Consider the following 14,172-nt stretch of genomic DNA (forward strand, 5'->3'; position numbering starts at 1 on the left):
AAAGGGAAGTTTTAGAAGGAAGCCCGCTCTAGCGGCGCCATGTCGCCTTGGTCGGCATCGCGGCGGGAAAGCGCATAATGAGCAAAATATTCATGAGGCCCTCCCTGCTGGCGTTCGAAGATGTGCATGCATAACGCGAAAACTGCGAAATTTCCAGCCCTGAACTGGCGCGAATAGAATGTTTCTGGGCCAAACTGCGCCCTGTTGCGCTGAAATCACAGTTGTATTAGGCCTCCCGCGTCGAAACGAACGGGCGGCGCCTGAATGACGAATCTCAGACTGGCACTCTACCAGCCGGACATTCCCGGCAATACAGGCACGATCCTGCGCCTTGCCGCCTGCCTCGGCTTCACCGTGGATCTGATCGAGCCCGCCGGCTTCGACGTCTCCCATCGTAACCTGAAACGATCTGGCATGGATTATGTCGCCGCCGCCGCGCTGACCCGCCACGTCAACTGGGACCGCTTCGAGGCCTGGCGCGCCACGACAGACCGGCGCCTGATCCTCGCCTCCACCAAGGCTGCCGATCACTATACCGACTTCGCCTTCCGGCCGGACGATGTGCTGCTTTTCGGCCGCGAAAGCGCCGGTGTGCCGGATCACGTGCACGAAAGAGCTGACGCCCGTATCCTCATCCCGATGGTCGAGGGTCAGCGCTCGATCAATGTCGCAATTTCGGCAGCCATGATCGTCGGCGAGGCGATGCGGCAGACCGGCTGGACTTGATCAGCCCCGGCTTGGAAAAGATTGTCTGATATATTGCTGAAGTGTCGGAAATCGAACATTGTGAATCCTTCAAACCGGAGTATATCTATTAGCCGGGCAATCAAAAATATCGGAGGATTGGCACAATTTCAATAGCTTGAGAAGATGATTCCTCAGGCCCAAGACCCCTCCAAACCGATGAAAGCAGACTAAAACAAGAAGATGGATTCTACGATCATCATGATCAACCTGTTCGGAGCCGTGGCGCTGCTGCTGTTCGGCCTCGCGCAGGTTAAGGACGGCGTATCCAGGGCCTTCGGCGCCCGGCTGAGAACCGGGCTGGCGACCGGGACGCGCGGCGGCCTTCGCTCATTCCTGTCGGGACTGGTCGCGACCATCGCGCTGCAGAGCTCCACGGCGACGGCGCTGATGACCGCCTCTTTCGTCGAACGTGATCTGATAAGACCGCGCATGGCCCAGATCGTCTTGCTCGGCGCCAATGTCGGCACCGCGATCACCGCATGGATCGTCGCGACCGGCATCGAATGGCTCTCCCCACTCCTGATCCTCTGCGGCATCGTGCTTTACCGCGGCCGTTCCAGCACCCGGCAAGGCGGCGGCGCAGCGCTGATCGGCATCGGCCTGATGTTGTTGTCGCTGCATCTCCTGAGCTTTGCGACGGAGCCGATGCGCGCCTCCCCCGCTCTCGCCGCTTTCATCAGCCTGCTCGATGGCGCTTTGCCCGTGGCTCTCCTTTTCTCGGCAGCGCTCGCCTTCGTCTCATCGTCAAGCCTGGCGGTGGTGGTGCTCATCCTGTCGCTTGCCTCGGCCGGTCTGATCTCTGCCGAACTGGTCATCGTGCTCGTGCTCGGCGCCAATCTCGGCGGCGCGATACCGCCCGTCGTCGCGACGATGTCCGGGCCGGTTTCGGCGCGACGCGTCACTCTCGGCAATCTCGCCGTCCGCACGCTCGGCTGCGTCATCGCCCTGCCGCTTGCCGGCTACGGTGCGGAGCTCATTCAGATGTTGCCCTTCGGCCCGTCCAAGCTGCCCGTCGACGCGCATCTGCTCTTCAACCTTCTGCTCGCCGCACTCGCCTGGCCCTTCTCCCGACCGCTTGCCACCCTGATGACCCGGCTGGTCCCGGACCAGGCCGAGCCGGACACCGCGCCGAAATATCTGGACGCGCATGAGCTTTCGACGCCCGTCATTGCTCTAACCAGCGCCACCCGCGAAGTGCTCGGCATCGGCGACCTCATCGAGCGCATGCTGATCCGGGTCTCCGAGGCCTTCGAAGGCAATGACTCTTCCAAGCTTTCCGAAATCGCGACCCTCGAAGAGCGCGTTGACAAGCTGCAGCAGGCGGTGAAGGTCTATCTGTCGAAGCTCGGCCGCGAGGGGCTCAGCGACGAAAATGCCCGCCGCTCGATCGTCGTCATTGACTATGCCATCAACCTCGAACACATGGGCGACATCATCGAAAAGGGCCTGCTGGAACAGGTGAGGAAGAAGATCTCCCTCGGGCTCAGATTTTCCGACGATGGTCATCAGGAACTACGCAAGCTGTTCGACCTGACGATCGACAATCTTCGTGTTGCCCAGACGATCTTCGTCACTCGCGATTTCAATCTTGCGCGTCAGATGATGGAGACAAAGGTGGAGGTCCGGCGCATGGAGAAACAGTCGGCCGAACACCATCTGGAACGCCTGCGCGACGGACGCGCCGACAGTCTGCAGACAAGCTCGCTGCATCTCGATATGCTGCGCGACCTGAAGAGGATCAACGCCCACATCGTCTCGGTGGCGCATCCGATCCTGGATGAAAGCGGCCTTCTGATCGAAAGCCGAGTGCGCGCCGTCGCGGAGTAACGGTCAGTCCGCCGAAGGCAGGCGGCGCATGGTGAATTCGATCCGGTCACCGTCCAGCTGGCGCCAGCTTTCCACTTCCGTCCAATAGGCGGCTTTCGGATATTCGTCGAACCATTCACGCGCCTTGGCGCGGGCATCAATCAGGCCGAGGCAATATGTCTCCCGCACGAAATGATCTTTCTTACGGGGGGGATTTTCCGCCCGGTGTCTCGCCATTCTGCGCTTCAGGCCGTCGAATGACGGAGGTCCTGGAATTTTTGCCATCAAACCTACCTCTTTGGAAAAGGTAGTATCGAAATAGTTGATTTGCGAGTCGAATCTTGAATGCGGCGCCAGAACCCGCCTCGACTTGGCGGCGGGCGCCGCCGCCTGCTAGATGGGAGGGCAACGAGGAATCGAGCGAGTCGTGCCCACACAGGATGCCGACCGCGGAGGCGCGACATGGAAAGACCCGAACTGCCGATCGGCTTGCCTGACGATATAGTGGAAAAGAAGGAGACCGCGCGCAGGTGGTTTGAAGCGCTGCGCGATACGATCTGCGCCTCCTTCGAAGCTCTCGAAGACGAATTGCAAGGCCCCCTATCCGATCAGGAACCAGGCCGTTTCGTCGCCAAAGACTGGTCGCGTGAAAACGGCGCCGGCGGCGGTGGTCGCATGTCGATGATGGAAGGCCGCGTCTTTGAAAAGGTCGGTGTCCATACATCTACGGTCCATGGCGAATTCTCTCCGGAGTTCCGGGCCCAGATTCCAGGCGCCAAGGACGATCCGCGTTTCTGGGCCTCGGGCATCTCTCTGATCGCCCATCCCGTCAACCCCAACGTTCCGGCTGTCCATATGAACACCCGCATGGTGGTCACGACAAGCCGATGGTTCGGCGGAGGGGCCGACCTGACGCCGGTGCTGTCGCGCCGCCGCACCCAGGAGGACGAGGACAGCCAGCTCTTCCATAAGGCCATGAAGATCGCCTGCCGCAACCACGCCGTCGCCGATTACGGCGCCTACAAGGCTTGGTGCGACGACTACTTCTTCCTCAAGCACCGCAATGAGCCCCGCGGCATCGGCGGCATCTTCTATGACTGGCTGCATTCGAGCGAGGAAGCCGGCGGCTGGGACGCCGATTTCGCCTTCACGCGGGATGTCGGCAGGGCTTTCGCCATGGTCTATCCGAAAATCGTTCGCTCCAACTTCAACAAGCTATGGACGGAAGCCGATCGTGACGAACAGTTGATCCGCCGAGGCCGTTACGTCGAATTCAATCTGCTGTATGATCGCGGCACCATCTTCGGCCTGAAGACCGGCGGCAACGTCGAATCCATTCTCTCGTCGCTGCCGCCTGTCGTGCGATGGCCGTGAGACTGTAAAATCTCATCGATTATTCGAGCTGAGGGACCTTCATAAAAATTCAGTGAGTCCTAACTTTATATGTACGTGCGTAACAATCGGAGGAGGATTGTCATGACGACAGAAAGCGGCTCGCCTGCGTCCACGGATGCCCAGGAAACATTCCGTGCCATCGACACACCCGAGTTCCTTGTCCGCATTGCCGAGAAACTGCGGGCCAAGAGTGGCTCCGATCTGCCACTGTGCTGCTTCATCGAGCAGGTCAAGTTGCAACTGGCCGGCGGAAAGTCGCCGGAGGATCTGCAGAAGGACGCAGCCAACAGCAACACGCCCGGCCATCTCTCGGAGACCTACAAAGCCTGGGCGATGCCCGACTGAACCACCTTGTCCGGTCGCCACCTCCTGCCGGCCGGAACCTTCTCTTCGCACGTACATTTCATCAATCGCGTGAAAGCGCGATGGCCGTTGCGCTCCAGACAGAGGAGAAAACCATGCGACTGTTCGAATGCGGCACGCTCGTTCCCGGCTGCGCCTGGCACACCCGGGCGGATAATGACGCAGAAGTGGTTCGCCGCGCCGTTGAGCACTTGAAGACTGCTCACGGCGAAACGATCATACGCGAAAACATGGTTGATAACATCAAGGCACGCATCCGTGACGAAGCCACCGCCGCCTGACGGCCGGTGAGCGAGCCCTGGCAACAATCATTGAAGCTGCGCCGCATCCATCCGATGCGGCGCGATGTCGGCTATTGCGCATTTTCCTTCAGCCGGGCGAGCAGGGCCGTTCGGTCGGACGTAAAATTTTCTTCCACCCACTGGTTTTCCAGCACCGCAAGCAGTTCGCCGACGCGAGGGCCGGAGGCGACGCCCGCCGCGAGCACGTCGCCGCCATTCAGAGGAAACTGCGGCTTCATCCAGTTCGCGGCCTGGTCCATGAGCTTGCCGAGCCGCGCTGAACGCGCCATCTCGGCTAGATCGCCCTCAGCCTTGCCACGCGCAACAGCAAGAGCAAGCTTCAACCGGGTCACGATGCCGTCGAGGCCGTTTCGGTAAAGCAGCCTTTCGAGAGCAGCCGGCGAAATTTCATCGTTGACCGGCGCCGCCATCGCCCAGGCCTTGAGAGTGGCCGCTTCCGCATTGGAGAGTTTCAGCCGGGCCGCAAGCGCCTCCAGCCGCGCCGCATCGGGCGGTACGATCGCCATCAGGCGCAGCAGCGGATCAGGCGCCCAGCCGAGCGCCCTCTCGGTGGCGACAAGCGAAGGGATGGCATCGATCCCCCAGCGTTCCGATTCCGGCAGAATTTCCGTCAACACCGCCACCTGCCGCATCCAGAGAAGTGCCCGGCCGGGATCGGCAGCACCGAGCAGTTTTCTGAGCTCCGACCAGACGCGTTCAGCCGATAGCGTCTTCAGTTTCGAACGCGCCGCCGCACAGGCCTTCAGACCCTCCGCATCGGGCCGCCCGGAGCCGTAATAGGCAAAAAAACGGAAGAAGCGCAGAATGCGCAGATGGTCCTCGGCAATACGCCTTGCCGCATCGCCGATAAAGCGGATGTTGCGCGTTTCGATATCGGCCAGTCCGCCGACGAGATCGACCACTTCGCCCTCGGCATCTGCGTAGAGCGCGTTGATTGTCAGGTCCCGGCGTTCGGCATCGGCCTTCCAGTCGGTGCTGAAGGCAACCTTGGCGTGGCGCCCGTCGGTCTCGACGTCGGTGCGCAGGGTCGTCACCTCGAAAGGCTTGCCATCGATGACGAGCGTCACCGTGCCGTGCTGCAGTCCTGTCGGCACCGCCTTGACGCCAGCCGCCGCCGCCCGCTCCATGACGATTTCAGGCCTCAGCGTCGTGGCGATGTCGATATCGCTGACCGGCAGGCCCATCAGGCTGTTGCGCACCGCACCGCCGACCACTCGACCTTCCCCCTTATCGGCATTGAGAAGCGCAAGGACCCGGGCGAGAGCCGGATCGCGGAACCATGCCTGGTCGGCAACGCCGGTCATGCATAAAGCCTTTCATAGAGTGTACGGACGATGCCGGCGGTGATGCCCCAAATCATCCGGGTTTCATAGGGCATGCGGTAGAAATGCCGGTCGATGCCGTCGATCACGCGCCTATCGCGGCGGTGATTGGCCGGGTTCATCAGGAAGGAAAGCGGAACCTCGAACACGTCGTCCACCTCGGCCGGGTTGAGCCTCAGCGCGAAACCCCGCTCGACGACGCCGAGCACGGGAGTAATGCGGAAACCGGTCGAGGCGAGATAGTTCGGCAACCTACCGACCGTTTCGACGAAAGAACCGGCCAAGCCGATCTCCTCCTCCGTCTCGCGGATCGCCGCCATTTCGGGCGAGATATCGGCCGGATCGATCGAGCCGCCGGGAAAGGCGATCTGGCCGGAATGTTTGCGCAGCGTCGCCGTGCGCTTGGTGAAGATCACACGCGCTTCCTCGCCGTCGTCGATAACAGGCACGAGCACGGCGGCGTCGCGCAGCTTGAAGGTCGCCACCTCCTCCACGATATCCGGATTGAGAACATGGTCGCCATGATCGCGCCAGGCATGGTCCACCGGCCCGCCATTCTGATTGAACGCACGGCGGCGGAATTCGGCTGCTGAAAACAGCGGATAACGTTGGGTGATCGCATCGTTCATCGGCAAAGCGCATCCAATTCATCGGCCGGCATGACGGGGAAGACCTCGCCGGCGGAGCAGATTGCAAACATCGTCTGCCCTTCCACTTCGACCGTCTCGCCGAGCGCGACCAGTTCATACATCACCGCGCGTGACACCAGCGCCTCCAGCCGCCCGCGCACATGCAGGTAGGGTTTCAGTTCGGCATTCTCGCCCGCAATGGAAAAGCGCAGCCGATGCTCTCCTCCCGCCTCGATCACATCACCGACATTGGTGCGGAATGTGAGCACCTGGCGGCCCTCGCGCACAGTCACGCTCATCTCCACAGCGATGAACGGCGCGTCGATGACCCTGATCCCGACCTTTTCCACAGGAGTTACGAGGTAAGTCTTTTCGTCCTCCTCTTTGCGCAGGACCGTCGAAAACAGCCGCACCAGCGCCGGCCGGCCGATCGGCGTACCCATGTAGAACCAGGTGCCGTCGGCCCTGATCTCCATGTCGATATCACCGCAGAAAGGCGGATTCCACCGCTCGACCGGTGGTAACCCGCGTTTTTTACCGCTGTTTTCAGCAGAGGCGCGCGAGATCAGCGCGGCAAGCCCCGCCGCATCCGCCTGTCCGCTGATTTCTTCGGCTGCCATTCTTCCGTCCCGGTTTATCCTTAACGAAGTGAAGTCACGAGATAGTCATTCGTAACGAACTTGTCAGCCCGTCGCATCTCCATAACTCTATCGAGTATGAGGCAGATGTATAAGTCCGCCGATTCGCTGCCGAATGATTTCAGCCGTTGGAGATGCACGTGGGTATGATGAAGACCGAAGCCAGCCTCGATGAAAAGGCGATCGTCGCCGCCGCTGAAAGGGCGCTCTCCGATATCGCCGCCATCCGCGGGGAAGTCTCGAAAGTGATCTTCGGTCAAGAGAGCGTCGTCGAGAACACCGTCCTCGCTGTGCTGTCAGGCGGCCATGCCCTGCTCGTCGGCGTTCCCGGCCTTGCCAAGACCAGGCTGGTGACCACGCTCGGCGAGGTGCTGGGCCTTGCCGCCAACCGCATCCAGTTCACGCCCGACCTGATGCCTTCGGATATTCTCGGCTCCGAGGTGATGGATCAGGACGACAGCGGCCGCCGTTCCTTCCGTTTCATCAAAGGCCCGGTCTTCGCCCAGCTCCTGATGGCCGACGAAATCAACCGCGCCTCGCCGCGCACCCAGTCGGCGCTTCTGCAGGCGATGCAGGAATATCACATCACCATCGCCGGCCAGCGCTATGATCTGCCGGCTCCCTTCCACGTGCTCGCCACCCAGAATCCGCTGGAGCAGGAAGGCACCTATCCCCTGCCCGAGGCCCAGCTCGACCGCTTCCTGCTGCAGGTCGACGTCAACTATCCCGAGCTCGCCGCCGAGCGACAGATCCTGCTCGAGACCACAGGCCTCGGCGAAACCCGGCCGGAAGCCATCATCGATGCGCAGCGGCTGATCGAAATCCAGACCCTGGTGCGTCAGATGCCGGTGAGCGAGACGGTCGTCGACGCCATCCTTTCGCTGGTGCGATCCGCCCGCCCCGGCCAGGGGAATGCCTCGACCGACAAGAACGTCGCCTGGGGTCCGGGCCCGCGCGCCGGCCAGGCGATGATGCTCTGCGCGCGCGCCCGCGCGCTCTACGAGGGCCGCCTCGCCCCGTCCCTCGATGATATCTTCGCGCTTGCCGAACCCATTCTCCAGCACCGCATGGCGCTGACCTTTGCCGCCCGCGCCGAAGGCATGTCGGTGCGCGACGTCATCGCCGGACTGGTCAGGCAGGCAAAGGGATAAGGAAGCCGGACGCGTGGCATCTATCGGACAGACCGTTAACCCGACGTCAGGCAGCGATGCCCTTTCCCGCGCCAGGCAGCGGGCCGCCCTGATGCCGGACTGCCTGGTGGAAGCCAAGCGCATCGCCAATACGGTGATTGCCGGCTGGCACGGCCGCCGCAAGCGCGGCATCGGCGAGAATTTCTGGCAGTTTCGTCCCTATGCCGAAGGTGAAAGCCTGTCGCGCATCGATTGGCGCCGCTCCGCCCGCGACGATCATACCTATGTGCGCGAGCGCGAATGGGAGGCAGCGCACACCATCTGGCTCTGGTGCGACATGTCGCCCTCGATGATGTACAAGTCGAGCTACGGCAGCGTCTCCAAGGAAAGCCGAGCGCTTGTTGTCATGCTGGCGCTTGCCGAAATCCTCGCCCGCTCCGGCGAACGCATCGGCTGCCCCGGTATCATGGAACCCGCCTCCACCCGCAATGCCGCCGAACGCCTCGCAGCCGCGCTCATGCACGCGCCGCTGACCGGCGGACTGCCGGAAACCGGAATGATCCGCGGTTGGAGCGACCTCGTGCTCATCGGCGATTTCCTCGACGACGCTCCTGATATCATGGAGCGGCTCGGCCCGCTTGCCCGCCGCGGCCTGCACGGCCATGTGGTCGAGATAGCAGATCCCGCTGAAGAGATCTTTCCCTATAGCGGCCGCACCGAATTCATCGACCCGGAGACCGGCGCCAAGCTCATCTCCGGCCGCGCCGAACACATCCGTGAGACCTATCGCAACGCCTACCTCGCCCGCAGGGAGAGCCTCGGTCAGTCGCTGCGGCATCTCGGCTGGACCTTTACGACCCACCGCACCGATCATCTTGCCTCGGAGGCGCTGGTTGCGGTCCACATGTACCTGTCCGGCATGCCGGCCAAGGCAACGCTTGGAGGGCTGCTATGAACGCCCTTCCCTTCGCTTTCGCCTATCCCGCCATTCTCGGCGCCCTGATCGCCCTGCCGGTCATCTGGTGGCTGTTGCGGCTGACACCACCACGTCCGAAAACGGAAGTCTTTCCACCGCTGAAAATCCTTGCGTCGGTGCTGAAACGCGAGGAAACGCCGGCGCAAAGCCCCTGGTGGCTGACGCTGCTGCGCATGCTGCTCGCCGCCATCATTATCCTTGCGATTGCTGATCCGGTCTTCAACCCGCGCACCAATTCTCTGGCATCGGGCGGCCCGCTCGTCCTCTTCGTCGACAACAGCTGGGCGGCATCGCCCGATTGGGAGCGGCGCGTCCAGACCGCTAACGCGCTGGTGGACGATGCCGAATCCGCCGGCACGCCGGTAGCGATCGCCTTCACCGCCGATCCGACCAATGATGCGGTGCCCGGCACGGCAGCGAGTGCCCGCGACAAGCTGCGGGCTGCCGAGCCGCGGCCGCTGGTCCCCGATCGCGAGCGCGCCTTCCAGGCGCTGCGCGCGGCGCTCAACGGCGTCAAGCCCGGCACCCTCGCCTTCCTCACCGACGGTGCCGCCGCCAAAGCCGATGATCCGACGGTGCGCAGGCTCGCCGAGCTCCAGCCCGCTGATCTGCGCCTGATCGAGGGCGATGCCACGAAGACGGTTGCCGTCACCGCGGCCAGCAATGCGGCCGATGCCATGACCGTCAAAGTCACGCGGCTCGACAGTTCGCGCCCCGCATCCGTGGCGCTGAACGCCGTCGATGCCCAGGGCCGCTCGATTGCCAACGGCAGTGTGGATTTCCGTCCCGGCCAGAGCGTCGCCACGAGTTCGATCACCGCTCCCTTCGAGATGCGCAACGATTTCGCCCGCATCAACGTCGACGACGGCGCGACGGCAGGCGCGGTCCACCTTCTCGACGATGCGTTCAAGCGCCGCCGGGTCGTCCTGCTGTCCGGTACCGGAGCCGATGAATTCCAGCCGCTGCTCTCGCCGCTCTACTACATCCAGCGGGCGCTGCAGCCCTATGCGGATATCATCCAGCCCACCGACTCCGATCTGGCCGTGGCCATACCGAAGCTTCTCGCCAGCAATCCTTCGATCATCATCATGGCAGATATCGGCCGCCTGCCGGAGGAGACCTACGAACCTCTGACACGCTGGATATCGAACGGTGGCATGCTCCTGCGTTTCGCCGGCCCGCGCATGGCGGCGGCACCTGCCGACGATCCGCTCATTCCCGTCATCCTGCGCCAGGGAGAACGGGCGCTGGGCGGCACCTTGTCCTGGAGCGAACCGCAGTCACTGGCCGAATTTCCGAGCATCGGGCCTTTCGCGGGCATACCGCGTCCCGCCGATGTGGTCGTCAGACGGCAGGTGCTTGCCGAGCCGACACCCGACCTTGCCGAACGTACCTGGGCAAGCCTCGCCGACGGCACGCCGCTGGTGACGATGAAGCAGCTGGCATCCGGCCAGATCGTCCTCTTCCACGTCACCGCGGAAGCGACCTGGTCCGATCTGCCGATCTCGGGCACTTTCGTCGATATGCTGCGTCACCTCCTGCAGATATCGCGCTCAGGCGGTGTGACGTCTGAGGCGCGCAGCAGCGCGCATGTCTCCGAGACCCTTCCGCCCTACCGCATGCTGACGGCCAAGGGTGTGCTCGTCTCCGAGACTGGCTCGGCGCGACCTCTGATCCCCAGGGCCGGAGCCGAACCGACGGCGGATTTCGACAATCCGCCTGGCCTCTACGGTTCGGAAGACGGTTTCACCTCATTGAACGTGCTGCCCGAGAATGCCGAACTGAAGCCGCTCGATACCGCTGGAACCAATGCCATGCGCGAAGGCTTGATTGGCGGCGAAAGCTGGTCGGCAAAGCCGGTTCTTTTCCTGGTCGCCTTTCTGCTGCTGCTCGCCGACAGCGTGGTCGTTCTCTTCATGAACGGCGCTTTTTCGCGATTGCGCCCGGCCGCCAGCACCCTGGGCGTGATCGCAGTCGCGGTGGGCGCCGGCTTCCTGGTGCAGCCCGGCACACTTCACGCCAACGACTCCCGGCCCGGCGACGACCTCATTCTGGAGCGGCTTGACAACACGCATCTCGCCTATGTCGTCACCGGCGAGCAGGAAGTCGACAATATATCCGAGCGCGGCCTTGAGGGCTTGACCCAGTTCCTGACCTTCCGCACGACGCTGGAGCCGGCGCCGCCCGTCGGGCTCGACCTCACCAAGGACGAGCTCACCTTCTATCCGATCATCTATTGGCCGGTTTCGGCAACGGCGCCGATGCCGTCATCGGCCGCCATCAGCCGCATCGACGCCTATATGCGCAACGGCGGCACCGTGCTCTTCGATACGCGCGACCAGATAAGCGCGTTGGACAATGGCGGCAATGTCGGCGCCAACGGTCAGCGGCTGCAGGAAATCCTCGCCAACCTCGATATCCCGCCGCTCGAACCGGTACCCTCAGATCACGTGCTGACCAAATCCTTCTATCTCCTGTCGAGCTTTCCCGGCCGCTATGCCGGCAGCCCGCTTTGGATCGAGGCCCGGCAAGGTGGCCGCGAAGCGACCGAAAAATCGGCGGCGACGGCCGACGGGGTTTCGCCGATCCTGATCACCGGCAATGATTTCGCCGGCGCCTGGGCAGTCGACGAAAACGGCACGCCGATGCTGCCGACTGTGCCCTCGGATGAAGGGCAACGTGAATATGCCTACCGGGCCGGCGTCAACATCATGATGTACATGCTGACCGGCAACTACAAGACCGACCAGGTCCACGTTCCCGACCTCCTCGAACGGTTAGGGCAATGAGATGACCTTCGATTTTTCACCCTTCCTGCCCTGGCCGGTTCTGGCCGCACTGGCCGCCGCCAGTGCTCTCATCGCCGCCTTTGCGATCTGGCGCGGCATTCGCGGCGCCTGGATCAGGATACTGGCCGCCCTCGCCCTGCTGACCGCCCTTGCCAATCCCGTACTGCTGCAGGAGGATCGGGATCAGCTGTCGACGATCGTCCCCGTCATCGTCGACCGGAGCCAGAGCCAGCAGACGCCCGAGCGCACGAAGATGACCGATGACGCGCTTGTGGCGTTGAAGGGGCAGCTTGCCCGCTTCCCCCAGATAGAACCCCGCTTCATCGATGTAGAAGGCGACATCAATTCCGACGTTCCGTCCACCCGCCTCTTCGAGGCGCTGGCAGCCAACATCGCTGACGTCCCTTCCGCCCGCATCGGCGGCGCCATCATACTGACAGACGGCGAAGTCCATGATGTCCCGGCCGCCAATCAGGCGCTTGGCTTCGATGCGCCGATCCATGGTCTCGTCACCGGCAAGCCCAAGGAATTCGACCGTCGCATCGAAGTCATCAAGGGACCGCGCTTCGGCATCGTCAACGAGGAGCAGCAGGTCGTCCTGCGCGTCTTTGACGATGGTCCGAGCCCCGGCGGCACGGCCGACGTCACGGTGAAGCTGAACGGCGACGAGATCGCTACCTTGCAGGCAACGCCCGGTCAGGATACGCCCTTCTCCTTCAAGGTTCCGGGTGGCGGCAGCAATGTGCTCGAATTTTCCGTCGCCGAGCTTCCCGGTGAAGTCACCGCCGCCAACAACCGTGCCGTTCATGTCATCGACGGCATCCGCCAGAATCTGCGTGTTCTGCTGGTCTCCGGCGAGCCGCATGCCGGCGAGCGCGCATGGCGCAACCTCCTGAAATCCGACGCCTCGGTCGATCTCGTTCACTTCACCATCCTGCGTCCGCCGGAAAAGCAGGACGGCACGCCGATCAACGAGCTGTCGCTGATCGCCTTCCCGACGCGTGAACTCTTCATCGACAAGATCAAGGATTTCGACCTGATCATCTTCGACCGCTATCAGGACCGTGCCAACGTGCTGCCGATGCTTTATTATGACAACATCGCCCAATACGTGGAGAACGGCGGCGCGCTGCTGATCGCCGCCGGCCCGGAACATGCGAGCCCAGAGTCGATCGCGATGACGCCGCTCGCCTCCGTGCTGCCGGCAGAGCCGACGGGCCGGATGATCGAGAAGGCCTTCTATCCTCGACTCTCCGAGGAAGGGCGTAAGCATCCGGTCACGCGCGGCTTGGACGGCTCCGGCGAGGACCCGCCGCATTGGGGCCGCTGGTTCCGCAGCGTCGATGTCGAACGGCCGCAGGGCGAAACGATCATGGTTGGCGCCGACAACCATCCGCTGCTGGTGCTGAACCGTGCCGGCCAGGGCCGTGTCGCCATGCTGCTTTCCGATCAGGGCTGGCTCTGGGCGCGCGGCTTCGAAGGCGGCGGTCCAAATGTCTCGCTGTATCGCCGCATCGCTCATTGGCTGATGAAGGAACCAGCGCTCGAGGAAGAAGCGTTGACGGCGCGCGCCTCCGGCCGAACCCTTGAAGTCACCCGCCAGACAATCGGCGACAATCCTGGTAACGCCACCGTGCGTTATCCCTCCGGCAAGACCGAAACCTTGCCGCTCACCCAGACAGAACCCGGGCTTTACAAGGCCGAGAAACGCATGAACGAGGTCGGCCTCTTCGAAATCCGTAACGGCAAGTTATCGACGCTTGTGCACATCGGCGCTGTCGATGCGCCGGAATTCAAGGCGATGATCTCGACGACCGATGTGCTGAAGCCTGTCGTCGACAGGAGCAAAGGTCTCGTGACCCGCGTCGCAAGCGAAAAGGGCGCAATCAGCGTTCCGCCTATCCTGCCGGTGCGCGGCCAGGTCCGCGTCTCCGATAACGAGCGAATGATGATCCGCATGACCAACGAAACGGTCCTGAAGGGAATCAACACGCTGCCGCTCTTTGCCGGTTTCGCCGGCGTCGGCATCCTGCTGCTCGCTTTCGGCGCCATGTGGTGGCGCGAAGGGCGATAGT

At 62.8% G+C, this 14,172-nt stretch carries 13 protein-coding genes; 9 read left to right on the plus strand and 4 right to left on the minus strand.

Features of this window, described 5'->3' with window-relative positions:
• Positions 1-264: 264 nt before the first annotated feature.
• Both AC13QO_RS01935 and AC13QO_RS01940 read left to right on the plus strand, forming a co-directional pair.
• Positions 265-726, plus strand: a complete 462-nt coding sequence (locus AC13QO_RS01935; protein WP_085778921.1) for a tRNA (cytidine(34)-2'-O)-methyltransferase — start codon at positions 265-267, stop codon at positions 724-726.
• Between the two features lie 201 nt (positions 727-927).
• Positions 928-2,574 carry a Na/Pi cotransporter family protein gene (locus AC13QO_RS01940; protein WP_488539774.1) on the plus strand — a complete coding sequence of 549 codons (1,647 nt, stop codon included), beginning with the start codon at positions 928-930 and terminating at the stop codon, positions 2,572-2,574.
• Between the two features lie 3 nt (positions 2,575-2,577).
• Here the strand turns inward: AC13QO_RS01940 and AC13QO_RS01945 are convergent, their stop codons facing one another.
• On the minus strand, positions 2,578-2,838 hold the full coding sequence (locus tag AC13QO_RS01945) for a hypothetical protein (RefSeq protein WP_085778923.1): 261 nt from the start codon (positions 2,836-2,838) through the stop codon (positions 2,578-2,580).
• Positions 2,839-3,015: 177 nt separating this feature from the next.
• Between AC13QO_RS01945 and hemF the strand changes: the two genes are divergently transcribed.
• The 3 genes from hemF to AC13QO_RS01960 all read left to right on the plus strand — a co-directional run bounded on the left by hemF (position 3,016) and on the right by AC13QO_RS01960 (position 4,592).
• Positions 3,016-3,927: an oxygen-dependent coproporphyrinogen oxidase gene (hemF, locus tag AC13QO_RS01950; protein ID WP_488539775.1), complete on the plus strand. Its 912-nt coding sequence runs from the start codon at positions 3,016-3,018 to the stop codon at positions 3,925-3,927.
• A 102-nt stretch (positions 3,928-4,029) separates the two neighbouring features.
• Entirely contained in the window at positions 4,030-4,293 is a 264-nt protein-coding gene (locus AC13QO_RS01955; RefSeq protein ID WP_085778925.1) for a hypothetical protein, read from the plus strand.
• 113 nt (positions 4,294-4,406) lie between these two features.
• Positions 4,407-4,592 (plus strand): DUF1059 domain-containing protein, encoded by a 186-nt coding sequence (locus AC13QO_RS01960; protein WP_064806262.1) that lies wholly within the window; start codon positions 4,407-4,409, stop codon positions 4,590-4,592.
• 71 nt (positions 4,593-4,663) lie between these two features.
• On the opposite strand, the gene AC13QO_RS01965 is transcribed toward AC13QO_RS01960, so the two are convergent.
• The 3 genes from AC13QO_RS01965 to AC13QO_RS01975 are packed head-to-tail and all read right to left on the minus strand — an operon-like array spanning position 4,664 to position 7,184.
• Positions 4,664-5,917: a CCA tRNA nucleotidyltransferase gene (locus AC13QO_RS01965; RefSeq protein ID WP_488539776.1), complete on the minus strand. Its 1,254-nt coding sequence runs from the start codon at positions 5,915-5,917 to the stop codon at positions 4,664-4,666.
• A complete protein-coding gene (locus AC13QO_RS01970; protein WP_097596961.1) occupies positions 5,914-6,564 on the minus strand; it encodes a CoA pyrophosphatase in 651 nt (216 codons plus the stop codon). The genes AC13QO_RS01965 and AC13QO_RS01970 overlap by 4 nt, the downstream gene beginning before the upstream one ends.
• Positions 6,561-7,184: a DUF1285 domain-containing protein gene (locus tag AC13QO_RS01975; protein ID WP_488539777.1), complete on the minus strand. Its 624-nt coding sequence runs from the start codon at positions 7,182-7,184 to the stop codon at positions 6,561-6,563. The genes AC13QO_RS01970 and AC13QO_RS01975 overlap by 4 nt, the downstream gene beginning before the upstream one ends.
• A gap of 158 nt (positions 7,185-7,342) precedes the next feature.
• On the opposite strand from AC13QO_RS01975, the gene AC13QO_RS01980 reads away from it, so the two are divergent.
• From AC13QO_RS01980 to AC13QO_RS01995, 4 genes are read left to right on the plus strand one after another with little or no spacing between them, the layout of a single operon-like run.
• Positions 7,343-8,353, plus strand: a complete 1,011-nt coding sequence (locus AC13QO_RS01980; protein WP_183704720.1) for an AAA family ATPase — start codon at positions 7,343-7,345, stop codon at positions 8,351-8,353.
• A 13-nt stretch (positions 8,354-8,366) separates the two neighbouring features.
• The gene (locus AC13QO_RS01985) at positions 8,367-9,287 is read left to right on the plus strand and encodes a DUF58 domain-containing protein (RefSeq protein ID WP_488539778.1); all 921 of its coding nucleotides are present in this window, start codon (positions 8,367-8,369) and stop codon (positions 9,285-9,287) included.
• Positions 9,284-12,097 carry a DUF4159 domain-containing protein gene (locus AC13QO_RS01990; protein WP_488539779.1) on the plus strand — a complete coding sequence of 938 codons (2,814 nt, stop codon included), beginning with the start codon at positions 9,284-9,286 and terminating at the stop codon, positions 12,095-12,097. The genes AC13QO_RS01985 and AC13QO_RS01990 overlap by 4 nt, the downstream gene beginning before the upstream one ends.
• 1 nt (position 12,098) lies before the next feature.
• Entirely contained in the window at positions 12,099-14,171 is a 2,073-nt protein-coding gene (locus AC13QO_RS01995) for a hypothetical protein (protein ID WP_488539780.1), read from the plus strand.
• Position 14,172 lies beyond the last annotated feature (1 nt).

It is taken from the genome of Rhizobium sp. CNPSo 3670, assembly GCF_057784555.1.